The organism is Pseudomonas cucumis, from assembly GCF_030687935.1.
In the GTDB taxonomy this organism is placed as follows: Bacteria; Pseudomonadota; Gammaproteobacteria; order Pseudomonadales; family Pseudomonadaceae; genus Aquipseudomonas; species Aquipseudomonas cucumis.
Map to the genome: position 1 here is coordinate 2,262,427 of NZ_CP117454.1, position 22,113 is coordinate 2,284,539.

Annotated in this window: 21 protein-coding genes and 2 pseudogenes; 11 read left to right on the forward strand and 12 right to left on the reverse strand. The window is 53.4% G+C overall.

What is annotated here, in order from left to right; genetic code table 11:
• Window positions 1-55 precede the first annotated feature (55 nt).
• The 5 genes from PSH97_RS10365 to PSH97_RS10385 all read right to left on the reverse strand — a co-directional run bounded on the left by PSH97_RS10365 (window position 56) and on the right by PSH97_RS10385 (window position 6,197).
• Window positions 56-1,402, reverse strand: a complete 1,347-nt coding sequence (locus PSH97_RS10365) for a GntT/GntP/DsdX family permease (protein WP_305449084.1) — start codon at window positions 1,400-1,402, stop codon at window positions 56-58.
• 221 nt (window positions 1,403-1,623) lie between these two features.
• Window positions 1,624-2,517 (reverse strand): formyltetrahydrofolate deformylase, encoded by an 894-nt coding sequence (gene purU / locus PSH97_RS10370; RefSeq protein ID WP_095054757.1) that lies wholly within the window; start codon window positions 2,515-2,517, stop codon window positions 1,624-1,626.
• Window positions 2,518-2,528: 11 nt separating this feature from the next.
• Window positions 2,529-3,431 (reverse strand): bifunctional methylenetetrahydrofolate dehydrogenase/methenyltetrahydrofolate cyclohydrolase FolD, encoded by a 903-nt coding sequence (folD, locus tag PSH97_RS10375; RefSeq protein WP_305449085.1) that lies wholly within the window; start codon window positions 3,429-3,431, stop codon window positions 2,529-2,531.
• A gap of 97 nt (window positions 3,432-3,528) precedes the next feature.
• Window positions 3,529-4,860, reverse strand: coding sequence for a D-serine ammonia-lyase (locus tag PSH97_RS10380; protein WP_305449086.1), 1,332 nt, complete (start codon window positions 4,858-4,860; stop codon window positions 3,529-3,531).
• A 65-nt stretch (window positions 4,861-4,925) separates the two neighbouring features.
• Window positions 4,926-6,197, reverse strand: coding sequence for a serine hydroxymethyltransferase (locus PSH97_RS10385; RefSeq protein WP_305449087.1), 1,272 nt, complete (start codon window positions 6,195-6,197; stop codon window positions 4,926-4,928).
• A gap of 128 nt (window positions 6,198-6,325) precedes the next feature.
• Here PSH97_RS10385 and PSH97_RS10390 point away from each other — a divergent pair, with 128 nt between their 5' ends.
• The 8 genes and pseudogenes from PSH97_RS10390 to PSH97_RS10425 all read left to right on the forward strand — a co-directional run bounded on the left by PSH97_RS10390 (window position 6,326) and on the right by PSH97_RS10425 (window position 14,361).
• Window positions 6,326-7,225 carry a LysR family transcriptional regulator gene (locus tag PSH97_RS10390; RefSeq protein ID WP_305449088.1) on the forward strand — a complete coding sequence of 300 codons (900 nt, stop codon included), beginning with the start codon at window positions 6,326-6,328 and terminating at the stop codon, window positions 7,223-7,225.
• Window positions 7,226-7,707: 482 nt separating this feature from the next.
• A pseudogene (locus PSH97_RS10395) lies at window positions 7,708-8,670 on the forward strand (amino acid ABC transporter substrate-binding protein); the annotation flags it as partial.
• 57 nt (window positions 8,671-8,727) lie between these two features.
• On the forward strand, window positions 8,728-9,906 hold the full coding sequence (locus PSH97_RS10400; RefSeq protein ID WP_305449089.1) for an amino acid ABC transporter permease: 1,179 nt from the start codon (window positions 8,728-8,730) through the stop codon (window positions 9,904-9,906).
• Window positions 9,907-9,916: 10 nt separating this feature from the next.
• Window positions 9,917-11,014: an amino acid ABC transporter permease gene (locus PSH97_RS10405; RefSeq protein ID WP_305449090.1), complete on the forward strand. Its 1,098-nt coding sequence runs from the start codon at window positions 9,917-9,919 to the stop codon at window positions 11,012-11,014.
• An 11-nt stretch (window positions 11,015-11,025) separates the two neighbouring features.
• Entirely contained in the window at window positions 11,026-11,790 is a 765-nt protein-coding gene (locus PSH97_RS10410) for an amino acid ABC transporter ATP-binding protein (RefSeq protein ID WP_305449091.1), read from the forward strand.
• Window positions 11,791-12,312: 522 nt separating this feature from the next.
• Window positions 12,313-13,593 (forward strand): serine--tRNA ligase, encoded by a 1,281-nt coding sequence (gene serS, locus PSH97_RS10415; RefSeq protein WP_305449092.1) that lies wholly within the window; start codon window positions 12,313-12,315, stop codon window positions 13,591-13,593.
• 247 nt (window positions 13,594-13,840) lie between these two features.
• Window positions 13,841-14,095: a hypothetical protein gene (locus PSH97_RS10420; RefSeq protein WP_305449093.1), complete on the forward strand. Its 255-nt coding sequence runs from the start codon at window positions 13,841-13,843 to the stop codon at window positions 14,093-14,095.
• Window positions 14,096-14,157: 62 nt separating this feature from the next.
• Entirely contained in the window at window positions 14,158-14,361 is a 204-nt protein-coding gene (locus PSH97_RS10425; protein ID WP_223570597.1) for a hypothetical protein, read from the forward strand.
• A gap of 208 nt (window positions 14,362-14,569) precedes the next feature.
• On the opposite strand, the gene PSH97_RS10430 is transcribed toward PSH97_RS10425, so the two are convergent.
• The 3 genes and pseudogenes from PSH97_RS10430 to PSH97_RS10435 all read right to left on the reverse strand — a co-directional run bounded on the left by PSH97_RS10430 (window position 14,570) and on the right by PSH97_RS10435 (window position 16,377).
• Complete coding sequence (locus PSH97_RS10430; RefSeq protein ID WP_305449094.1) at window positions 14,570-15,100, reverse strand: hypothetical protein; 531 nt, start codon at window positions 15,098-15,100, stop codon at window positions 14,570-14,572.
• Between the two features lie 143 nt (window positions 15,101-15,243).
• Window positions 15,244-15,327: pseudogene (locus tag PSH97_RS28690) on the reverse strand (DUF6124 family protein); the annotation flags it as partial.
• 150 nt (window positions 15,328-15,477) lie between these two features.
• Complete coding sequence (locus tag PSH97_RS10435) at window positions 15,478-16,377, reverse strand: LysR family transcriptional regulator (RefSeq protein ID WP_003203818.1); 900 nt, start codon at window positions 16,375-16,377, stop codon at window positions 15,478-15,480.
• A 116-nt stretch (window positions 16,378-16,493) separates the two neighbouring features.
• On the opposite strand from PSH97_RS10435, the gene PSH97_RS10440 reads away from it, so the two are divergent.
• Genes PSH97_RS10440 through PSH97_RS10450 form a run of 3 tightly spaced genes read left to right on the forward strand, consistent with a single transcriptional unit; the run spans window position 16,494 to window position 18,502 of the window.
• Window positions 16,494-17,102, forward strand: a complete 609-nt coding sequence (locus tag PSH97_RS10440) for an FMN-dependent NADH-azoreductase (RefSeq protein WP_305449095.1) — start codon at window positions 16,494-16,496, stop codon at window positions 17,100-17,102.
• 37 nt (window positions 17,103-17,139) lie between these two features.
• Window positions 17,140-17,733 carry an NADPH-dependent F420 reductase gene (locus tag PSH97_RS10445; RefSeq protein WP_305449096.1) on the forward strand — a complete coding sequence of 198 codons (594 nt, stop codon included), beginning with the start codon at window positions 17,140-17,142 and terminating at the stop codon, window positions 17,731-17,733.
• Window positions 17,734-17,743: 10 nt separating this feature from the next.
• Window positions 17,744-18,502: a pirin family protein gene (locus tag PSH97_RS10450; RefSeq protein ID WP_305449097.1), complete on the forward strand. Its 759-nt coding sequence runs from the start codon at window positions 17,744-17,746 to the stop codon at window positions 18,500-18,502.
• A 65-nt stretch (window positions 18,503-18,567) separates the two neighbouring features.
• Here PSH97_RS10450 and PSH97_RS10455 read toward each other — a convergent pair whose 3' ends face one another.
• From PSH97_RS10455 to PSH97_RS10470, 4 genes are all read right to left on the reverse strand, one after another.
• Entirely contained in the window at window positions 18,568-19,248 is a 681-nt protein-coding gene (locus tag PSH97_RS10455; protein ID WP_305449098.1) for a c-type cytochrome, read from the reverse strand.
• Between the two features lie 79 nt (window positions 19,249-19,327).
• Window positions 19,328-19,567, reverse strand: a complete 240-nt coding sequence (locus PSH97_RS10460) for a thioredoxin family protein (RefSeq protein ID WP_305449099.1) — start codon at window positions 19,565-19,567, stop codon at window positions 19,328-19,330.
• Window positions 19,568-19,589: 22 nt separating this feature from the next.
• Complete coding sequence (locus tag PSH97_RS10465; protein WP_305449100.1) at window positions 19,590-21,032, reverse strand: permease; 1,443 nt, start codon at window positions 21,030-21,032, stop codon at window positions 19,590-19,592.
• 372 nt (window positions 21,033-21,404) lie between these two features.
• The gene (locus PSH97_RS10470) at window positions 21,405-22,106 is read right to left on the reverse strand and encodes a VIT1/CCC1 transporter family protein (RefSeq protein ID WP_305449101.1); all 702 of its coding nucleotides are present in this window, start codon (window positions 22,104-22,106) and stop codon (window positions 21,405-21,407) included.
• Window positions 22,107-22,113: the final 7 nt, after the last annotated feature.

Genomic DNA, 22,113 nt, shown 5'->3' on the forward strand with positions numbered 1-22,113 from the left:
ACATCAAATAGGCGATAGTAGTGATGCCTTCATTGGCATGACCTTCAGTATGATTTCAACCGAGGGTGTAATTCAGTAATAGAGTCGCTAGAAGAGCGACGATGGATGCCACTACTGTCCCGCCTGTAAACTTTTTCAAGGCGTCCGAAAGGGATACATTTAGGTACTCCTTCACGACCCAGAAAGCCGAGTCGGTGACATGTGCCCAGCCGATGGAACCGGCTCCGATGGCAATTACAAGGATCTCAGGCTTCAGGTGAGGGTCGGCGGCTAGCATTGGATGGATCATGCCGGCAGCGCTCACCATTGCTACGGTTGCTGAACCCACTGCAAAGTGCATCAGCCACGCAACAAACCAGGCAAGGACAATTAAATTAATATCAGACCCTGCGAGAAGCCCCGAGATAGCTTTACCCACCCCACTTTCGATCAGAACAGCATTGAATGCACCGCCCGCACCGATCACAAAGATAATATTGGCTAAGGCTGGAAAGCTACGCTGAGTCAGTTCCAATAGCTCGATCATGGTGCGACGTTGACGTAAGCCAAGCGACCAGTAGGCAAACCCCACAGAAATCATAAGCGCGATTAAAGGATTTCCAACGAACTGTGCGGCCAACTTTACCCACATACCATCAGGGAGGCTTGCGGTAGCTGTTTTAAAAACCATGAGGATGAGGGGTAAGCCAATGGTCAGTAGTGTAATCCCGAACCCTGGCAGTGTTCGCGCCGCCCCAACGCTTTCTCCTTGAACTTTCAGGAATACTTGCTGACTTGCTGAAGCTTCTCTCCCACAGTAAAGGTTTACCCAAATAGGCCCTGCAACAATGATTGTCGGAATGCCCACCAAAAGTCCGTAGATGATCACAGTCCCAACGTCAGCCCCCATCATCACAGTAATAGCCATCGCGGCTGGGTGCGGGGGTAGAATGCAATGGATGGTCATCAAGGAAATGGCGAGAGGAATTCCCAAAAACAAGGTGTTTATCTTTGTTTCCCGCGCTACGACATAGACAAGTGGAATCAAGAGAACAAAGCCGACCTCGAAAAACACTGGGATGCCGGCGATGGCCCCAACAATAGCCATTACCCAATGGGCTCGTTTGGAACCTAAATTATCGAGTAAAGTTTTAGCAAGTCGTTCAGCTCCACCGGACTCCTCTAGAATTTTACCAAGTATGCCTCCGAGGCCTATTATCGCAATTAGGAAGCCCAGTGTTCCGCCGATGCCTGATTCAAGGGTGCTTATAATTTTTGAAACAGGCATCCCCGCACCAAAACCGACCACAAAACAAGCGATCACGAGAGCTATGAATGCGTGAAGCCTGACTTTCATAATCAGAAAAATAATTAACGCAATAGATGTAAATAGTACCCCTAACAACCATGTGGATTCTTGCATTGGTATGCCTCGCACCTTGTTTTTATTAGCGCAGCGTTGAGCGGGATGATAATAAAGCGCCGAAGCTTTAAATTATTTTCATAGCTTTTTGATTTAAGATTGATCAGATTTTTTGTATGAAAGTACCCCCTTAGGAATACTCCCAAGGGGGTACTTTCGTCTTAAGAGTTTGGCCAAGCATCCAAGATTTTATGGTCTAGATATTGGTCGAAACACACACCTCAACCGATAGTCTCAGACGAATACGAATCTGGCGAAGGCGGAAACACAATCGTCTTAGTGTCGTTTAGAAAAACCCGGCCATGCACATAGGCATGAATCGCGCGTGCCAGCACCTGGCTTTCAACATCACGTCCCAACGATACGTAGTCTTCTGGGCTCTGAGCGTGAGTAATGCGAACGATATCCTGCTCGATGATCGGGCCTTCATCCAAGTCAGCTGTGACGAAGTGTGAGGTTGCACCAATCAGTTTCACACCACGATCAAAAGCCTGCTTGTATGGGCTACCACCTTTGAAAGATGGCAGGAACGAGTGGTGGATATTGATGATCCTGCCCGACATTTGTTGGCACATTTCATCAGAGAGGATCTGCATGTAGCGAGCTAGAACGATGAGCTCTGCGCCGGTTTGGCGAACGATGCGCATTTGCTCTGCTTCAGCCTCTGCTTTGTTTTCCTTGGTTACCTTGATGAGGTGATAAGGAATGCCATGGCCTTCTACTACCTTTTGGAAGTCCAAGTGGTTTGAGATCACGCCAACGATGTCGATTGGCAGGGCACCGATGCTCCAGCGATAGAGCAGGTCGTTCAAGCAATGGCCGAAACGCGACACCATCAAAATGACTTTGCGTTTGGTACGCTCATCAAAGAATTCGTAATCCATCTTGTATTTCTCTACAAGTGGTTGGAATTCTCTTTCGAGATCCTGCAGTGAGCAACCTTCCTCAGAACGGAAGGTAATGCGCATGAAGTAGTGATTGGTGCTCTCATCGTCAAACTGGGCGCTGTCACGAATATTGCAACCATGCCCAGACAAGAAAGCAGTAATATCAGCGGTTACGCCCCGAATCGAAGGACAGGTAACACGAAGTACGTTATTTTTAGCTTTGTTCATCTGAGATCACCTTAAACGGCAACTACTGCCTGATGGGTAACAATGTGGTGCTGACGCTTGAATGCTGTGACGGTATTGGCCAGCAAACATGCGATCGTCATTGGGCCAACGCCACCTGGAACTGGTGTGATTGCCGAGGCATGCCCTGCTTCTTCGAATGCAACATCACCAACAATCCGGGATCGCCCGTCGCGATCAATTCGGTTGATACCGACATCGATAACGACTGCGCCTGGTTTGATCCAGTCACCCTTCACCATCTCTGGGCGGCCTACAGCGACAACCAAGATGTCTGCCGTGCGGCAGAGCGCGGGTACGTCTTGCGTTTTCGAATGCGCCACTGTGACAGTGCAGTTCTCGCCCATCAGGAGCTGTGCCATGGGCTTGCCTACAATGTTGGATTTACCCACGACCACGGCGTTAAGTCCTGCGAGGCTGCCGAGTCGATCTTTGAGCATCATCAAGCACCCGAGGGGGGTGCACGGAACTAGGGCATCTTGACCGGTCGCGAGACGGCCAGCGTTCAATATGTGGAAGCCGTCAACGTCTTTGTCCGGATCTATGGCGTTGATAACGGCATTTGTGTTCAGGTGTGCAGGCAGGGGAAGCTGCACCAAAATTCCATTTACTTCCGATGCAGTGTTTAGCTTTTCAAGCAACGCCATCAACTCGGTCTGAGTTGTTTCGGCGGGAAGTCGGTGTACAAACGACTCCATGCCAATTGCAAGCGTTTGCCGGTGTTTGGCACTGACATATACACCGCTAGCCGGATCCTCACCCACAAGGACAACTGCCAAACCGGGCGTTAGGCCGGTTCTCGATTTAATTTCTGCGACGTCGTCTGTAAGTTTCTCAACTAGGTCAGCGGCGTAGCCTTTTCCGTCGATACGGTCAGCCAGGAATGGTTTATTCATGAAGCTTTACCTCAACATCAAAAACTGGCGTGGTTATAGTTTTTTGACGCAAGTTAGAGTGAATGGAGTATGAAGTTCATACCCTGGCAAAAACGCCTTAATCAACGTTGACCAAGGACGCGCCACGCTCCATAAACTGTTTGAACTGGTCTTCGGGAACAAAGGCGCCACCGGTCGTCCAGATGACGTGCGTAGCTTGGGCGAGTTTGCCCGTCAGACCTCGGGCTTCCTGGTATGCAAGTCCCTGTTTACTTTTGACAATGAACTCAGGCCCTGCGAATCCTGCGGTTGCCGAAGGTTCGAGACGAATGGACTGAGTCGTCTCAGCCATCCAGAGCCAGCGAAATAGGTCGTCATCGGCCACAGTAAAGACACCGGACAGCATGGGCTTCATTACATCCGCAACGAATGCCGACATGCGCGCGACTGCCATCCCGTCAGCTTCTGTACGGTTGGTCAGTCCAACGTCGTAGACAGATACCAGCTCTTTCGAACCACTCATCATGTGCACCAGTGCACACGGCGACTGGACAGGCTCAACAAAGAATGCGTGTGCAGCATCACCGAAGATTGCCTTCAAACCATAGGCTGCGCCACCTGGAGCTCCACCGATACCGCACGGTAGATAGATGAAAAGAGGATGCTCTTCATCTACGGTTACACCTGCTGCTTCCAATTGGGCCGCGAGCTCGCTTGCCGCTGCGCTGTAGCCGAAAAACAGCATTTCGGAGCGTTCGTCATCCACGAAGTAGATGGTTGGATCGCCTTCGGCGTCGATACGGGCACATTCAACCGCAGTAGAGTAATCGGCTTTATGCTGAACCACTTCAACGCCAAGACGAGTCAAACGTTCGACTTTCCACTGTTTGGCATCGGACGACATGTGAACCACGGCTCGGAATCCTAGTGCGCGTGCGGCGATGCCCACGCTCAGGCCTAGGTTGCCGGTACTGCCTACAGCGATGGTGTGCTGTGCGAAAAGTGCTCGAGCCTGCGCGCTGGCAAGCACGGTGATGTCGCCACCTGGTGTGAGAATTCCACGCTTCTCTGCCATTTGCTTGGCGTACATGAATACTTCATAGACACCGCCACGCGCCTTGATCGAGCCAGCGACAGGAAGATCGTTGTCTGCCTTCACGAATACTCGACCGTATTCGGGGCCCGCGTAGCCCAGAGCAATACGCAGATCTTTCGCCTCGATCAACTGGGAGAGAATCTTCCCGTTTGAAGCTTCTAGCTCTGGAAAGCAGGCCTTCAGTACAGGTGCAAGGATCCGCCAATTTGCTTCGGCTTCGCTAACTTGGGCTGAACGAATTGGCAGCGACGGGTCGCAGATGCCATCAGGTTTCAAGTTGGGGTTCAGCCATAGTGCTGGGCGCCCCGCCAAGACATCTTCCCGCGCTGGATCATTAGGGAGAGTAACGCTCATTTTTTATTTTCCTGCGGAGTAGAGGAGGCCGGCGGCAGAGAATGTCCTCCACCGCCAATGTCACCTCAGGCATAAATCGGAAACGCAGCACACAGCTTGGCGACAGTTGCTTGGCTGCGTGCAATAACGGCGGCGCGTGTAGCCTCGTCAGCTAGTTGAGCCTCGAAAATGTCCGCGATCAGGTTGCCAATGATCTCGAACTCGACCGCACCAAAACCACGAGTCGTACCCGCCGAGGAGCCCAGACGAAGACCTTTCCATTCCGAAGGTTTTGCACTGTCGAAAGGGATCGGGTTTTTGTTTGAGGTGACGTTGATCGTAGAAAGCGCATCCTGGGATTGCTGCCCAGTGAGGTCTTTAGACGAAACATCAACCAGGACTACGTGGGTATCAGTGCCGCCGCTGACGATACGCACGCCGCGTTTCTGTAGAACGTCTGCCAGCAGTCGTGCGTTGGCTTTGACGTTGGCGCCGTAAGCCTTGAACTCATCGGTCAGTGCTTCGCCGAGGCATACAGCCTTACCAGCGATAGTGGCCAGGTGAGCACTGCCTTGCACGCCAGGGAATACGGCTGGCTGGATTTTTTTAAACAGATCCTCTCTGTTGGTCAGGATCAAGCCGCCACGTGAACCGCGTAGGGTTTTGGTCGTAGTGCAGGTGACGATATCTGCGTAGGGGATCGGCGAAGGGTGAACACCAGCTGCAACCAGGCCAGCGAAGTGGGCCATGTCGACCAAGTAAGTTGCGCCCACCTTGTCGGCGATTTCACGCATGCGAACGAAGTCGATTTCACGTGGATAAGATGAGCCGCCGGCAATCAGCAGTTTTGGTTTGTGTTCCAGAGCGAGCTTTTCGACGTTGTCATAATCGATACGACCGGTTTCACGGTCGACTCCGTAGGAAACAATCGTAAACCACCGGCCAGATTGGTTGGGCTTTGCACCATGGCTGAGGTGGCCACCGGATGCCAAATCAAGGCTCAGCACCACATCGCCAGGTGTCAGCAAAGAAAAAAATACCGCCTGGTTGGCCTGCGTCCCAGAGTGCGGCTGGACGTTGGCAAACTCGCAGTTGAACAGCTCTTTCGCACGATCAATAGCTGCTTGCTCGACGATATCTGCAAAATCAGCACCGCCGTGGAAACGTTTACCTGGGTAGCCTTCGACGGTTTTGTTGGTGATGACTGACCCAAGGGCGTCCAGCGATGCGAGACTTACCGAGTTTTCTGAAGCGATGAGTTCAATCTGCCCTTGCTGGCGTTTCTTTTCATTTTCAAGCGCGTTGAAGATCAGCGGATCGCGTGCTGCAAGGTGATCATGGAAATAGGACTTGGTCATTGCTGCGGTTCCCGTCTTGGTTTTTTCATACCCTAATCCTTGGCCAAGATGAGAAAAAGCGAATAATATTTCAATATTACATTAGCAATTCTTACTGATTGATCGTGTTAGGCGGAGGGAAACAGCTCATGGACATCGGTAGATTGCGTGCGTTGCGGGAGTTATCCATTCGCAAAACCATGGCGGCGGTAGCGGAGGCCCTTCATGTCTCTCCATCCGCCGTGTCCCAGCAAATTTCCCTTTTGGAGCAGGAAGTCGGAATCGACTTGGTCGAACGGCGTGGACGCGGGGTTAACCTGACTATTGCTGGTCGTATGCTGGTTGAACGGGCAAACCGCATTTTTACGGAACTTGAGTCGGCCCGTGCAGACATGGCGGAGCTCAAGGAAGTCGTTGCAGGTGAACTTCGCGTAGCGGCCTTTCCCTCGGTGGCAGCGGCCTTTATCCCTAAGACCATTCGTGCGTTGAGCGCCACGCACCCTCAGTTGATAGTGCAGTTTGACGAGATGGAGCCGGAGGAGGGGTTGAATGCGTTGAGAAGCTGGCAAACGGACGTTGCTTTGATCGATGATCTCAATATTCCACCTGGCCTCCTTGATCCGGGCATCGAGACCATCCCGCTGATTGAGGATGTTTTTAATGTGATGATGTCTCCCAATCATCGGTTGGCACACATGGAGGAGGTCACGCTAGGTGACCTGAGTGGCGAGCACTGGGTGATTGATACGGCTTCCAGTACCTACACTCGCGTATTGACTGATGCGTGTCAGAACGCTGGCTTCACACCCAACATCATTGCGCGCTGTAAGGGGTTCGAAGTCACTCTCTCATTGATTCGCGAAGGCTGCGCAATTGCTATTTTCCCCGAATTACGAGCCAGCTTCGACCTACAAGATGCACGGGTCTGTCGGCTGGTTCCCGAAATTCGACGCAGGATTTTCGTAGCGTTCCGCAAAGGTGAGAAGAAAAGCCCAGCGCTCCAAGCATTCATCCAAAGTATTTGTGCTCATACAACTGATTTTCGCTGATCCTCCTGCTACCTGATCCTCTCAGAGGGTCAGTAGCTAAACCTCTATCCCCCGCCAACCGCCAAGTGTCTCGACGCACGGACGTCATTTCGTGTGCCTTGTGCTCCACACAAAATCATTAGTTTTGCTTACGTGATATTGAAAAAATATTCGCTTTTTCTGACTTTGCTCAGGGGCTACGGTATTTGAAAGCGTTTTTGCCCCGTCACACCGGGGCCTTTTTAAAACAATAAAAAGAGGGCCTACGATGCCACTTTCCATAAGCGCTTACTGCGCATACCGGGTGCCCTGACGGCGTCCATCTTGTTTTCTGCCCTCCACATCGCTGTTCAGAATTCCGTCCGGTTACGGTGCGTCGGCATCGTGCGGCCTGGATTTACTCGTGCCATTTTTGGAGCATTAAAATGAAAAAAGAAAACAAGCTGATCAAAGTCTGCGGTGGCCTGGTCGGCCTCACCCTGATGACTTTACTGTCCGTTAATGCCAATGCTGGCGTGACGTTGGATAACGTGAAGAAAAAAGGCTTTGTACAGTGCGGGGTCAGTGACGGACTCCCAGGATTTTCATTTGTGGATGCGAAGGGGACTTTTGCCGGTTTCGACGTAGACGTTTGCCGTGCAGTCGCAGCGGCGGTCTTCGGTGATGCGAGCAAGGTCAAATACTCACAGCTCACTGCCAAAGAACGCTTCACGGCGCTACAGTCCGGCGAAGTGGATCTGCTATCCCGCAGTACCACTTGGACGTCCTCACGTGACGGCTCCTTGGGCATTCTGTTCACAGGCGTCAGCTACTACGATGGCCAAGGATTTTTGGTCAATAAAAAACTGGGTGTAAAGAGCGCTAAAGAGCTGAATGGCGCAACGTTCTGCATCCAGGCGGGGACGGTCACCGAGCTGAACCTTGCAGATTACTTCCGTTCGAACAAACTGAAATTTACACCCATCTCATTTGATACTTCTGACGAGAGCTTCAAGGCGCTCGAAGCTGGGCGCTGCGACGTGCTGACGTCTGATCAATCGCAGCTGTATGGTCAGAGACTGAAACTCGCGACTCCTGATGACTATGTCGTACTACCAGAAGTCATCTCAAAAGAACCCCTTACTCCTGCCGTAAGACGAGGTGATGAGGAGTGGTTTACGGTGGTGCGCTGGACGTTAAATGCAATGCTCAACGCTGAAGAGTTGGGCGTCACTTCCAAAAATGTGGCCGAGCAAAAGCAGGGCACTAACAATCCTGATGTTGCGCGGCTGCTAGGAGGCGAAGGAACGTTGGGTAAAGATTTGAATTTGCCGAACGACTGGGCTTTCCAGATCGTCAAGCAGGTAGGCAACTATGGTGAGTCGTTCGAGCGAAACCTCGGTGATGGCAGTGACCTGAAGATCAAGCGTGGGCTTAACGCGCTGTGGAGCAAAGGCGGCATTCAGTACGCGGCACCTGTTCGCTAAGTCTATTCCGCCCGGCCTTAGGCCGGGCGTTTTCTTGTCTGTCCTGCCGGTGTACATATGCAAATGAACAATGGCTCAAAGCGCCTGGCGTCATTTAATGATCCCGTTGCGCGCGCATTACTCTTCCAGATCCTGATCGTTGCTGCAGTGGTGACGATGGGATGGACTCTCTACCAAAATACGTACACAAACCTTGTGCATCGCGGCATCACGTCTGGCTTTGCCTTTCTTGAGAACAGCGCTGGATTTGGGGTTGCACAGCACCTGATTTCTTATAAGGAAGCCGATTCATACGGGCGTGTTTTCGTCATAGGTTTGTTGAACACGCTGCTTGTAACCCTCATCGGTGTAATCCTGGCGACGATCCTGGGGTTCATCATCGGTGTGTCACGGCTGTCGAAAAACTGGATCATTTCCAAGCTGGCGACTGTGTATGTAGAAGTCTTCCGCAACATTCCGCCGCTGCTGCAAATTCTGTTCTGGTACTTCGCGGTATTCCTGACCATGCCAGGGCCGCGCAACAGCCATAACTTCGGCGACACCTTCTTTGTCAGCAGCCGTGGTTTGAACATGCCAGCGGCGCAAACGGCGGATGGTTTCTGGCCGTTTGTGGTGAGTGTCGTCGTGGCCATCGTTGCGATCGTGCTGATGTGCCGCTGGGCCAACAAACGCTTTGAAGCGACCGGCGTGCCGTTCCACAAATTCTGGGTGGGCTTGGCGCTGCTTCTGGTGATCCCTGCGCTGTCCGCATTGATCTTTGGTGCGCCGCTTTCTTGGGAAATTCCGACGCTGCAAGGCTTTAACTTTGTTGGCGGCTGGGTGCTGATTCCGGAACTGCTTGCGCTGACCTTGGCGCTTACCGTTTACACGGCAGCGTTCATCGCGGAGATCGTGCGTTCGGGCATCAAGTCCGTCAGCCACGGCCAGACCGAAGCCGCGCGCTCACTGGGCCTGCGACCAGGGCCGACCCTGCGTAAAGTCATCATCCCTCAAGCCCTTCGGGTAATTATTCCACCGCTGACCAGCCAATACCTGAATCTGGCGAAGAACTCGTCGCTGGCCGCCGGTATCGGTTACCCGGAAATGGTTTCGCTGTTTGCCGGCACGGTACTCAATCAGACCGGCCAGGCCATCGAGGTTATTGCCATCACCATGAGTGTGTACCTGGCGATCAGCATCAGCATTTCCCTGCTGATGAACTGGTACAACAAGCGCATTGCGCTGATTGAGCGGTGAGGAAACGTCCATGAGTTCGCATACTTTCAAACCTGACATGCCGCCACCGAGCAAAGTCTTCGGGCCGGTGGCGTGGATGCGCGCCAACATGTTTTCCAGTTGGCTGAATACCCTGCTGACCTTGCTCGCGTTCTATTTGATCTACCTGATCGTGCCCCCGATTCTGCATTGGGCAATCTTGGATGCCAATTGGATGGGCACTACCCGTGCCGACTGTGCCAAGGAGGGTGCTTGCTGGGTGTTCATCCAACAGCGCCTTGGTCAATTCATGTACGGTTACTACCCACCGGAACTGCGCTGGCGAGTCAACCTGACGGTGTGGCTGGCGGTTATCGGCGTGGCACCGTTGTTCATCTCGCGCTTCCCGCGTAAAGCAGTGTATGGCCTGAGCTTCCTGGTGCTGTACCCGTTCATTGCCTACTTCCTGTTGCATGGCGGCATCTTCGGCCTGAACAACGTTGCGACCAGCCAATGGGGCGGCCTGATGCTGACCCTGGTGATTGCCACCGTCGGTATCGCCGGTGCTTTGCCACTGGGGATCATCCTGGCCCTGGGTCGTCGTTCGAACATGCCAGCGATTCGGGTGGTTTGCGTGACCTTCATCGAATTCTGGCGCGGCGTGCCGTTGATCACGGTGCTGTTCATGTCTTCGGTGATGTTGCCGTTGTTCCTGCCCGAAGGCATGAACTTCGACAAACTGCTGCGGGCGCTGATCGGCGTGATCCTGTTCCAGTCGGCCTACATCGCTGAAGTGGTGCGTGGTGGTCTGCAAGCGATCCCCAAAGGTCAGTACGAAGCGGCTGCAGCGATGGGCCTCGGTTACTGGCGCAGCATGGGCCTGGTGATTCTGCCGCAAGCCCTGAAGCTGGTGATCCCTGGCATCGTCAACACCTTCATTGCGCTGTTCAAGGACACGAGCCTGGTGATCATCATCGGCCTGTTCGACTTGCTCAACAGCGTCAAGCAAGCCGCCGCCGACCCGAAATGGCTGGGCATGGCCACTGAAGGCTATGTGTTCGCGGCCCTGGTGTTCTGGATTTTCTGTTTTGGTATGTCCCGCTACTCCATGCATTTGGAACGTAAGCTGGACACTGGCCACAAGCGTTAGGAGCGTAGTTTATGAGTGAAGCGATCAAACAGCCTGTGAGCCCTGAAGGCATTATTCAGATGCAGGGCGTGAACAAATGGTACGGCCAGTTCCACGTGTTGAAAGACATCAACCTGAACGTCAAGCAAGGCGAGCGTATCGTTTTGTGCGGCCCATCGGGTTCCGGCAAATCCACCACCATCCGTTGCCTCAATCGTCTGGAAGAACACCAGCAGGGCCGCATCGTGGTCGATGGCGTGGAACTGACCAACGACCTCAAGCAGATCGAAGCGATCCGCCGTGAAGTCGGCATGGTGTTCCAGCACTTCAACCTGTTCCCGCACCTGACCATCCTGCAGAACTGCACCCTGGCGCCGATGTGGGTACGCAAGATGCCCAAGCGCAAGGCTGAAGAAATCGCCATGCATTACCTGGAGCGCGTACGCATTCCGGAGCAGGCGCATAAATACCCGGGGCAACTGTCCGGCGGTCAGCAACAGCGTGTGGCGATTGCCCGTGCCCTGTGCATGAAACCGAAAATCATGCTGTTCGACGAACCGACGTCGGCCCTCGACCCTGAGATGGTGAAGGAGGTTCTGGACACCATGATCGGTCTGGCCGAAGACGGCATGACCATGCTCTGCGTGACCCACGAAATGGGTTTCGCCCGTACCGTGGCCAACCGCGTGATCTTCATGGACAAGGGTGAAATCGTCGAACAGGCTGCGCCGAACGACTTCTTCGATAATCCGCAGAATTCGCGTACACGCTTGTTCTTGAGTCAAATCATTCACTGAGTCGACTGCCTTACTGGATTTTGACCTTGATAGTTTTTGTCAGGGCTCGTGATGAAAGATCCGTCTCCCCGTTCGAGCCGGTCTTCTGGTTTGGTCACCTTCGGTCACGTGTTCTGCGCTTGGTTTCCTGAGTAATCGGGAAACCCTTTTTATTTGGTTCGAGCTTAAGAGTGTTGGAGATTAAATATGGCGCACTATTATGTAAGCAAGCTGCCGAAAGCTAATGGTGATTACGAGGTTCATACGAGTATATGTATTCTGCTTCCCCGCTCAGAGGAGCGATTGGCTCTTGGATATCACGAGACCAATCGCGAGGCCGTTGAATATGCAACATTAAATTTTCGTCAAGCAACTGGCTGTAGCAAATGCTGTTTAAATTTTATTTGACCTATATTTGCTTTAAAAATCGACGTCCTTTGTTTATATCGTTGCTGGTTTACGTGTTGACTCTACCGCCTGTCAGCTGGACTCGCTTTTTCACGGCTGGATTCCAAAGCCCCCCTTACGTTGAGAGAAATCAATATGCTCGACTCCAAAATATTACGTAGCCAAACCCAGGAAGTGGCGGATCGTCTGACCTCCCGTGGCTTTAGCCTGGATGTCGCGCGCATCGAATCACTGGAAGAGCGCCGAAAAGCGGTGCAGACCCGCACCGAGCAATTGCAGGCAGAGCGTAATGCCCGCTCAAAATCTATTGGACAGGAAAAGGCTAAGGGCGAAGACATTGCGCCCTTGATGGCTGACGTCGCGCGCATGGCTAACGAACTTGAGTCTGTCAAAAACGAACTGGACAGCATTCAGGCAGAACTGGACGATATTGTTCTGGCCGTTCCCAACTTACCGGATGCCAGCGTACCAATCGGCTCCGATGAGGATGACAACGTAGAGGTGCGGCGCTGGGGTACTCCGCGTGTGTTCGATTTCGAGATCAAAGACCATGTAGCGTTGGGTGAAATCAGCGGAGGTCTGGATTTTGAGGCCGCAGCCAAGCTGTCCGGCGCTCGCTTTTCCGTTTTGCACGGCCCGATTGCGCGCCTGCACCGCGCACTGGCGCAATTCATGATCAACTTGCACACCTCACAGCATGGCTACGAGGAAACCTACATCCCCTACATGGTTCATGCGTCTGCTCTTCAGGGCACCGGCCAACTGCCGAAGTTTGAGGAAGACCTGTTCAAGATCACTCGTGAAGGGGAGGCTGACTTCTACCTGATCCCTACCTCCGAAGTCCCATTGACCAATCTGGCGGCTGGGCAGATTCTCGATGCAAAACGATTGCCCCTCAAATTTGTCGCCCACGGCCCATGCTTTCGCAGTGAAGCAGGTGCTTCTGGCCGTGACACTCGTGGCATGATCCGACAGCATCAGTTCGACAAAGTCGAGATGGTTCAGGTGGTTGAACCGACGAAGTCCATGGAGGCTTTGGAAGACATGACCGCTTGTGCCGAGCGTGTGTTGCAGGCGCTTGAATTGCCATACCGTGTTTTGGTTCTGTGCACCGGTGACATGGGTTTCAGCGCGGTCAAAACCTTCGACTTGGAAGTATGGGTGCCGAGCCAGGATAAATACCGCGAGATCAGCTCTTGCTCCAACTGCGGTGACTTCCAGGCCCGTCGCATGCAAGCGCGCTGGCGTAACCCAGAAACCGGCAAGCCGGAGTTGGTGCACACCCTCAATGGTTCTGGGCTTGCAGTAGGACGCACCTTGGTCGCGGTACTGGAAAACTACCAAGAGGCGGACGGATCCATCCGTGTGCCGGAGGTACTCAAACCCTATATGGGCGGTGTCGATATCATTCGTTAAATGCCGGCAGTCTGCGCGCAATTGGCGCGCAGTTTGCGATCACAGACCTGTCGAACTACAGGTACTCGTCCTCCGAGGCAGCAAGACAAGAAGTGATGCGCCTGGCAGCGTCATTCATGATCGGGATGATCTTCAGTAGATCCTCTTCGGATTTTCTCGCGTGAGGAGCGGATACGCTAACGCATCCGGGGTGTGGGTTTCTGGGGTTGGTCTAAGCTTCTGCTCAATCTCACTGAAGGACCGAGCCATGAGCAATCAGCTTGAAGAGACCTCAGAAGTTCGCCGAAACAGAATTCTTGGCGACGCTATTGGGCTTACTCCGTGGGAGGTGGCCGGCTATGTCACCAGCATTCAGCGGAAGGACAATAGTGACGAGTACATCATTCACTTCGGTATTGAGACTCCGGAGCTGATCCGAGCCAAGATAATTGGCTTGCAAGACGGGTTCTTCACTCACACTCGCCCCATCGATTTTGAAGGGCTCCAAATAAGCACAATTTAACCAATCCCCAATGCCGGTTTCGGCGAATCGATGGGCTCAGGCCACTGCTCGAAAGGACTCATATGAAACTAAACATCATTGCTCTGGGCATGCTCGCTGTTCTGGCCGGCTGCACAACCGCCGGTCCATATGTCACCAATATCTCGAGTGATGGGCGTAACGGCTTGAACATTGAGAAATGCGCCGTGAAGATGAATGCCTTCATGGGTACTGTCAGCACTACCGAATGCACGAGCCAGAACGTGCAGCTTAGCCGAGGTAACTGATCAAACTAATGGTGCGAAGTGCTCGTCACCCGCATCGTGTCTCTGCTCGACCAAACTCTTATGCCGAAACATCCGCGCCACGTTTTAGTTTATCTGCACCTTGTGGCGCGGACCTCCCATCACTTGGCAGGAAAGGGGCAGTCCGTATTCAGGACCAAGTTTTGCACCGTCAGATGTCGATGCTCACACAGCGCAACGGCGGGTGAGCTTATTGACTCATCTGATCCATCATGAGTGCAGATGGGATGAGTAAAGTGTTGGTGTAATAAGCTTTGTATCCATACGCCGCTATGCGGACCTTGCAAGGAATTGATGCTTGGGCTGCAATGAGCGGCTTGATTACGTCATAGCTATTTAGATCAAGTTGGGTTCCATCAAGATTGGTGTGATAAAAAACAAGATCTGCTAGAAAGGTATGGTTGGTTTTGCTTTTGCTCTCGGAGGTCACTCGTCCCTCGGCTTTTACGTTGATGGAATGATCCACCGAGAAGTCCAAGTCATTGTCTAGAGAACAAGTCAATATCGGCGTTAACTGGTTGGCGTTTTCGTAGGTGTTGAAGGCGTTCAATAAATCGATATTTGACGTGAAAATGATTGTGTAAAGATTATTTGGTCCAAGCCCAAAAGACGACAGTGTCAGGTCGGTTGGCGGGATACTTGCTGTTTTTGCGCAAGCGGTGCATAGGAGTATCGATGCGTAAATGAGACTGCGATGTATGGTCACTGGCCAAAAATACATCGTTAGCCCTCTACTTGCATAGGTAGGCCGCCCCGGCATGTAACTCTACGGGTGCAGAGTGTCTGTATACGGATCGGGGCGACGCTGTTTTTGGGAATATTCCCTGTGGCGATGGTACGCACCCTCGCCACAGGGCACGACGATTACTCCTTCGGTTCGACGTGATCCAGTGCCTGGTTCACTGCCAGTTCACCGAGCATGACCACTTGCGCAATACCCAGCAGGGTCGTAAGCGAACACCAAACACACCTTGTGAAACTGACCGGCGCCTCTCCTGATACAAACTCCCCCCGCAACACTACCCCCTGTTCCATCGGCAGTCTTCAGTCAACACGAAGATCTCCGCGACCACGGCCCAGAAATTTCGAGCATCGTGGTCAATAGATTGGGGAGCAACTGAGTCGATCAATCAGCCATTGTCCAGCTGGCCCCGGCAGTGAGTCTGTCGCGTGAACTGCGCAGATATCTATTTTAACTCCCTCCTTCGGCGAACCTTCCACATCGAGCGTAGCCAGAGCGCCAGCAACTAAGTCCTGTTCGACCATGTGCCAAGGCATGCTGCCCCATCCAACACCATCCTTGAGGAACGCGTACTTCGTCGATAGATCAGCCAGACGCCAGGTCGAAGGCGACAGCACGCCAAAGTCCTTCCCCGCCAGCAGTTCTGATCGATCCGTCAGCACCAGTTGAACGTGCTTGGCCAATTCCCGCCGAGGAATCTTCCCACTCAGCCTGGATAGCGGATGATCAACTGATGCCACCACCACTAAAGAGAATTCGCCAATTCTCTCGATTGACAGGGTGGGAAATGAAACTGGCAGTGATGCCAGGATACCAAGGCTGCACCGACCATCGAGTATCGGTTGATAGCCCGCACCGAGGCCTTCGACGAAAATCTTTAGGCGGGTATGCGGGAATCGCTCGGCAAACTCTTTGACTACGGCAGTAATGGCAGACGTCGGAAAGAACACGTCAACTACTACGGATAATTCAGGTTCCAGCCCTGACGTCATGAGCTTGGCTCGCGCCTTCAGAGTGTCGACGGCCGAAATGATGCTGCGCGCATCTGTCAGCAGCAGAGCACCTTGGGGTGTCAATTTGGGGAAACGACCTGAACGATCAAAAAGCGTTACCCCAATCTGATCCTCCAAGCCGCTCACCCAGCCGCTCACTGCCGATTGCACCCTGTTGAGTTTCCTCGCGGCCGCAGAAAAACTGCCTTCGTCTACGGCAGCGACAAATGTTCTTAGCTGATCAAGCGATACACCGTCGAGCATCCCGCCCCCATCCATCCGAATTAGCGATACATAGCATCTCAATATACCGTCTTTTCAGATCCTCAAGAACAGCTCATCTTTCACATGCCCATTAAACCGTAAGCTTGGTGAATGAAATGCAAATCCTCCATCTTGACGCCAGCATCCTAGGCGACGCGTCTGTCAGCCGTACCCTGTCTTCGCAGATCGTCGCGCGCCTCGCTGCGCTCCACCCGGACAGCAAGGTGATTTACCGAGATCTCGGCCAAGACCCTGCACTACATCTTTCCTTGGAGCATCTATCAGCCTGGCAAGGCACTGTGGCCAAAGACCCAATGTTGGTGAACGACCTTTTCAAGGGAAATAGCTATCTGCAAGAACTCCTCGATTCGCAGATCGTGGTAATAGGCGCGCCTATGTACAACCTGACGATCCCGAGCACGCTCAAGTCCTGGATTGACCGGGTCGCGATAGCAGGCAAATCGTTCCAATACACCGCCACTGGCCCAGAAGGCCTCTTGAAAGGAAAGCAGGCTTACATCGCTTCATCACGTGGTGGTGTGTATTCGCCAGGTAGTCCTGCGGCAGCTTTAGAACATCAAGAGAGCTACTTGATCGGGCTATTGGGATTTCTGGGCGTCACGGATACACGAGTCGTGCGCGCGGAAGGCTTGGCTGTAAGTCCAGAGGCCAAGGATGAGGCGATAAATAGGGCTCTTCAAGAAATCGCCACGATTGGCGCTTGATCAAATCAATTTTCATTTTTTCTTCAGGAGTTCGAAAATGAAATACGCCATTATTGGGTCCGGTAACGTCGGAACCGCCATTGCTCGCCAATTTGCCCGGGTCGCGATTCCAGTATCTATTGCGAACACTAGAGGGCCAGAAACGATTCTCCCCCTCACAGCAGAGTTGGGAGAAATGGTCACAGCCACCTCTTTGGAAGAGGCGCTCTCTGCCGACGTTCTATTCCTGGCACTTCCATTTATCGCAGTGGAGGCTCTCGCTCGTAGTCGATCCGACTGGGCTGGCAAGATCATCATCGATCAGACCAACGCCTATGGTGTACCACCGGAAACACTTGCGGGACGGCTCTCTTCTGACATTGTTGCCCAAGCGCTGCCAGGCGCGTCGGTCGTCAAAGCTTTCAACCAACTTCCGGCTGGCGTACTGGCCCGAGATCCCTCTCAGGATGGCGGACGGCGTGTCATATTCGTCTCCAGCAACGACGAAAAAGCTGCCTCGACCGTCAAAGCCTTAGCAGAGCAACTCGGGTTCTCGCCAATCCTTGTCGGGCGAATCGATGAAGGTGGTCGCCTTCTTCACATTCCTGGCCCACTGGTGCTTCACAACTTGATCGAGCATCCACTCAACTAAGGCGATGAGCATGAAGACTGACGAGCCGATGTTCGTTCGTGAGGTAGCTCGTGTTGCTAACCCTGACACCTCAGCTGGACGTATGGCCGGGCATCGGGCTCGCCGACTGATAGATGGTGATCCAACCTTTTCCGATCCCTTCGTAGTGAAGGCCGAGGACTGGATGCCCCGTGGAGCATTTCCTCGTCATCCACACCGAGGCATGGAGACAGTGACCTTTGTGATTGATGGGGTTGTCGAGCATCGTGACAGCGCTGGGAATGGGGGCATGATCAAAGCAGACGGCGCTCAATGGATGACAGCGGGTCGAGGGGTTTACCACGAAGAAAATGCGCTTCCAGGAACGATTGCCCATACGTTGCAACTATGGGTGAACTTGCCAGCGGCACTGAAGATGTCCGAGCCGCGTTATCAGGATCTAGCTGGCAGCACGATGCCCGTCAGGCGAGAGCCGGGGGTCGAGGTTCGAGTCTTCTCGGGTCAGTCCGGGAGCGTAAGCTCGTCCACTCTCAATCATGTTCCAATCATAATGCTGGATGTGCGAATTGAGCGCGGAGCGTCATTTCGGCAGATGCTCCCAGCCACAGACAACGCTTTCATGTACGTCTTGGCAGGCATGTATCTACAAAGATCGCGTGACCTTGTTGGACTAATCGGCCAAAAGCATTGTCAGGTAACGTCTCCTCCGCGGGAGGGAGAAATGTGGGAGCCTTATTCTGAGTTGGATTCGGGCTTTTGGGTGGTGCGGTTGATTCTACAATTTCAGTAGCACAAGCCATCGAAATAATGTTGAGAGTAATAAGTGCAGCGAGGATGGATTTCATGGCAAGGCCTCTATTTACTGAGCTCAGCAAAATATTGGGAAACAGCCTCGACCTCGGTATCGGTGAGTGAGCGCGCAATGTGGCCCATGAGATCGTCTTGATCATTTTTTCGAGTTTTCTGCCGCCAGGCATTCAGTTGTGATTTGAGGTACTGAGCCGACTGACCGGAGAGCGGCGGAAAGGTGGCACCGACACCGATGCCACTTGGACCATGGCACGCCACGCACTCGGGAATATTTCGATCCCATGCGCCTCTCAAGGCCAGGATTTCCCCTGGACCTTTCGCTACATGCGCGCGATTCACTGGTTTTACTGCCGGGTTTGGCATCTTGGCGAGCATCACTGCCAGGGCTTTTGACTCGTCTTCGCTCAATGCCTGAGCGATTGGCTGCATGATTGGATTGCCTCTCGAGCCTGAGCGGAAATCAGAGATTTGCTTCATTAGGTAATCAGCAGGTAGGCCTGCAAGCCTTGGAAAACCCGCCGAAGGCATGCCTGAACCATCCGCACCATGACAGGTTGAACAGGCGAGGGCTCCTAGATTAGACCCGCCTTGGGAGAATATCTTTTGGGCGTCTGCTGCAAAAAATGGATGCCGTAAACACCGGATAAAATACAGACTAATGCAAATAGAGTGATTTTCATCTGCCAGCCTCATTGTTATGATTTTTATAACAGCAACTTCGATCAATTAGGTTAATCATTATTCGGTTAGGGTACTGCTGTGCCAGTGCGGCAAGCACCTTGCTGTTTTGGCTTTGAGAATATCATTACGCAGTCGAAATCCAGCCCTGAATATCCGCAACAGTTGGAATCTTCCCGCTGCTTACAACCTTCTCATTGATCACTAGAGCCGGCGTGGCGAGGATGTCATAAGTCACCATCTCGCCCATGTCGGTGATCTTTTCGAATTCGGCCTGGATATTTAGATTCTGCGTGGCTTGACGGGCTACGGCCTCCAGTTTCTTGCAGTTGGCGCACCCTGAACCGAGGATTTTGATGTTCAGCATTGGAAGCTCCTTGGTATGAAAGTCAGCTTGCTGTTTGTTTACGTTGAAAACGGATCAACTGGTAAATTGCAGCAGTTATGGCCAGTGAGGCCGCCATTCCTGCACCAAGGCTAAGCCAGCCGGTGCCATCGACCCAGGCACCGTAGAGCAGGCCTGCCACGATGCTGAACGAAGCGACTAACCCAACGTAAGCTGCGGTTTTCTTGCGACCAAACACAGCCGCCACCATTAGCATGCTCTGCAAGCTAAGTTCAGGGTCCGCCATCAGGTAGGCCAAGAGCGGGCCAGGATGCATACCTAGATCAAGAAACATGCGGGCGACGGGCACTTCTACCAAGGTTGGGAAGTACATGAACACGCCGAACCCTACTGCTATGGCATTGGCGGGCACTGTGTTGCTGCCTGCAAGGCTTTCAATCCACTCGGGTTGAATAACCTGGCGAACCATGCCAACGATGAATACACCCACCACCAGCACAACAAATATCTGCTTGACGAAGCGCCAGGCCTCCCAAAGCCAACCTTGCCAGTCTTCGGTTGGCAGTTTTCGGGCAAAGTACCAAACAGACAGTATGGTCAATGCGACACCGAATACACGACCCGTGAAGGTGAAGGTTAATGTGCCTGGTTCTGGCGTCAGTCGCGTCGAAGCGATCAGCAAGGTACTAGCGGTCAGCCCCAGCACAACCCATGTCCAGCGATTGGCACCTTCGGTGATGTTGTCCAGACCACGCTTGGCCGTGGCGGCAATCATCAGGAGCAGGGCGATGAGTACAGCCCCTTGAAAGCTCACGCCTTCCTCTCCTTTGCTGGCGTCGTATGGAACCCAGTCAAACAAGGTGTCCTGCCACGCCTGGGCCCAGAAAAGCGGGACTTTGAAACTGATCAGATCTGCGGTCAGGGGCCACAGTCTCAAGGTGCCCGCAATCAGCAGGGCCACCAAAGATAGTAATACCCCCAGTGCAGGCCCGGAAACGCTGGCCTTCTCTGCGAACAGGGCATCCGCCTGTGCGTCGTGGGTCAGGTCGTCTTTCCAGAATAGGATAGCCATCAGCAAGCCAATACCGATGCCGAAGATCAGGCAGAGAATCAAACGGGCGATTGCAAACTCCGCTCCCAGAATGCTGCCGGTATAGGCAAGCGCCATGATGTTTCCTGCAGGAGCAAAAAACAGAAAGGTGATCGCCGGGCCGATACCTGCTCCTTTGCGGTAAACGCCCGCGAACAAAGGAACAATTGTGCATGAGCATACGGCAATCAGTGACCCGGCCAGTGCCGCCGCAGGGTAGGAAACGTAGACAGGTGCGTGTCGACCTAGCCAGTGAGTAATGCTGGCTTTAGGAATAAGTGCTGCCATGGCCCCGGCAATGAAAAACGCGGGCAACAGGCAAAGCAGGACGTGGGCCGCCAAGTAGGAAGCCAGACTGCCAGCTCCACCATTGATTAACTTAAGTACGAGGTCCATGGCGACCCCCGGAGTTTTATCATTAAAGGTTAGGTTTCAAGGTATTTGCTGTGCGCTGAGCGGGCTTGACGTAGATCAGTTGCACGCAGAAAAACTTTACGTAATTCGCTAGACCACAGCACGGCGCTGCCCAGCGCAAAGCAAATGGAGTCAGGGGAGTCCGATTCAGGGGCGCCCAGCAAATCAAGGGTTTGCGAAATTTTATATCGCGACAATTTTTTTGTTTTTGATCGTTTTTACCCCTACAAAACGACTGGCTCTGGGTGGGATCTTAGGTCGAGCGTACTTTCTGGAAAGGCTGAACAAGGTGGCGCTGATCGGTGAGAACCACAATCTGCGAGCCCCTTTTGCGTTTCGAGAGCGTACGCTTCACTAAACCACCGCTCCAAACAGCGATCCCACCAGTGCCGTGACGCACATGGCCAGCGCACCCCAGAACGTCACCCGCCAGGCCCCGGTGATGACCTTGGCTCCGCCGGCCTTGGCGGCGATGGCGCCTAGTGTCCCGAGAAACACCAAAGACATGCCCGATATCCAAGGCACCACGCTGTGCTCCGGCGCGACAAACGTCACCGCCAGAGGCAATGCGGCACCCACCACGAAACTGGCGGCGGAGGCGAGGGCGGCCTGCAAGGGTTTGGCGGTGAGGGTGGCGCTGATGCCCAACTCGTCCCGGGCGTGAGAGCCCAGTGCGTCATGGGCCATCAACTGATCGGCCACTTGATGGGCCAGTTCGGGTGATACGCCGCGATGCATGTAGATGTTGGCGAGCTCGATGTGCTCGGCTTTCGGGTCGCTCGACAGTTCTGCCCGTTCGCGGGACAGATCGGCCCGCTCAGTATCGGCCTGGGAATGTACGGAGATGTACTCGCCAGCGGCCATGGACATGGCTCCGGCCATCAGGCCCGCCATTCCGGTGACCAGCAATGTGGAGTGGCTGGCATTGGCGGCCGCGACGCCCATCAACAGGCTGGCGGTAGAGACAATCCCGTCGTTGGCGCCCAGGACGGCGGCGCGCAGCCAGCCGATACGATCGCCTCGGTGTGCCTCGGTGTGCCTGTGCATGAATTTCATTGTTTAA

Excerpts from the sequence above, each read along its gene's own strand:
- PSH97_RS10460 (WP_305449099.1), bottom strand. The coding sequence starts at position 19,567 with ATGCTGAACATCAAAATCCTCGGTTCAGGGTGCGCCAACTGCAAGAAA.
- PSH97_RS10445 (WP_305449096.1), top strand. The coding sequence starts at position 17,140 with ATGAAATACGCCATTATTGGGTCCGGTAACGTCGGAACCGCCATTGCT.
- PSH97_RS10465 (WP_305449100.1), bottom strand. The coding sequence starts at position 21,032 with ATGGACCTCGTACTTAAGTTAATCAATGGTGGAGCTGGCAGTCTGGCT.
- purU (WP_095054757.1), bottom strand. The coding sequence starts at position 2,517 with ATGAACAAAGCTAAAAATAACGTACTTCGTGTTACCTGTCCTTCGATT.
- PSH97_RS10470 (WP_305449101.1), bottom strand. The coding sequence starts at position 22,106 with ATGAAATTCATGCACAGGCACACCGAGGCACACCGAGGCGATCGTATC.
- PSH97_RS10430 (WP_305449094.1), bottom strand. The coding sequence starts at position 15,100 with ATGTATTTTTGGCCAGTGACCATACATCGCAGTCTCATTTACGCATCG.
- PSH97_RS10420 (WP_305449093.1), top strand. The coding sequence starts at position 13,841 with ATGAGCAATCAGCTTGAAGAGACCTCAGAAGTTCGCCGAAACAGAATT.
- PSH97_RS10405 (WP_305449090.1), top strand. The coding sequence starts at position 9,917 with ATGAGTTCGCATACTTTCAAACCTGACATGCCGCCACCGAGCAAAGTC.
- PSH97_RS10450 (WP_305449097.1), top strand. The coding sequence starts at position 17,744 with ATGAAGACTGACGAGCCGATGTTCGTTCGTGAGGTAGCTCGTGTTGCT.
- PSH97_RS10380 (WP_305449086.1), bottom strand. The coding sequence starts at position 4,860 with ATGAGCGTTACTCTCCCTAATGATCCAGCGCGGGAAGATGTCTTGGCG.
- serS (WP_305449092.1), top strand. The coding sequence starts at position 12,313 with ATGCTCGACTCCAAAATATTACGTAGCCAAACCCAGGAAGTGGCGGAT.
- PSH97_RS10435 (WP_003203818.1), bottom strand. The coding sequence starts at position 16,377 with ATGCTCGACGGTGTATCGCTTGATCAGCTAAGAACATTTGTCGCTGCC.
- PSH97_RS10400 (WP_305449089.1), top strand. The coding sequence starts at position 8,728 with ATGCAAATGAACAATGGCTCAAAGCGCCTGGCGTCATTTAATGATCCC.
- PSH97_RS10390 (WP_305449088.1), top strand. The coding sequence starts at position 6,326 with ATGGACATCGGTAGATTGCGTGCGTTGCGGGAGTTATCCATTCGCAAA.
- folD (WP_305449085.1), bottom strand. The coding sequence starts at position 3,431 with ATGAATAAACCATTCCTGGCTGACCGTATCGACGGAAAAGGCTACGCC.
- PSH97_RS10425 (WP_223570597.1), top strand. The coding sequence starts at position 14,158 with ATGAAACTAAACATCATTGCTCTGGGCATGCTCGCTGTTCTGGCCGGC.
- PSH97_RS10440 (WP_305449095.1), top strand. The coding sequence starts at position 16,494 with ATGCAAATCCTCCATCTTGACGCCAGCATCCTAGGCGACGCGTCTGTC.
- PSH97_RS10365 (WP_305449084.1), bottom strand. The coding sequence starts at position 1,402 with ATGCAAGAATCCACATGGTTGTTAGGGGTACTATTTACATCTATTGCG.
- PSH97_RS10410 (WP_305449091.1), top strand. The coding sequence starts at position 11,026 with ATGAGTGAAGCGATCAAACAGCCTGTGAGCCCTGAAGGCATTATTCAG.
- PSH97_RS10385 (WP_305449087.1), bottom strand. The coding sequence starts at position 6,197 with ATGACCAAGTCCTATTTCCATGATCACCTTGCAGCACGCGATCCGCTG.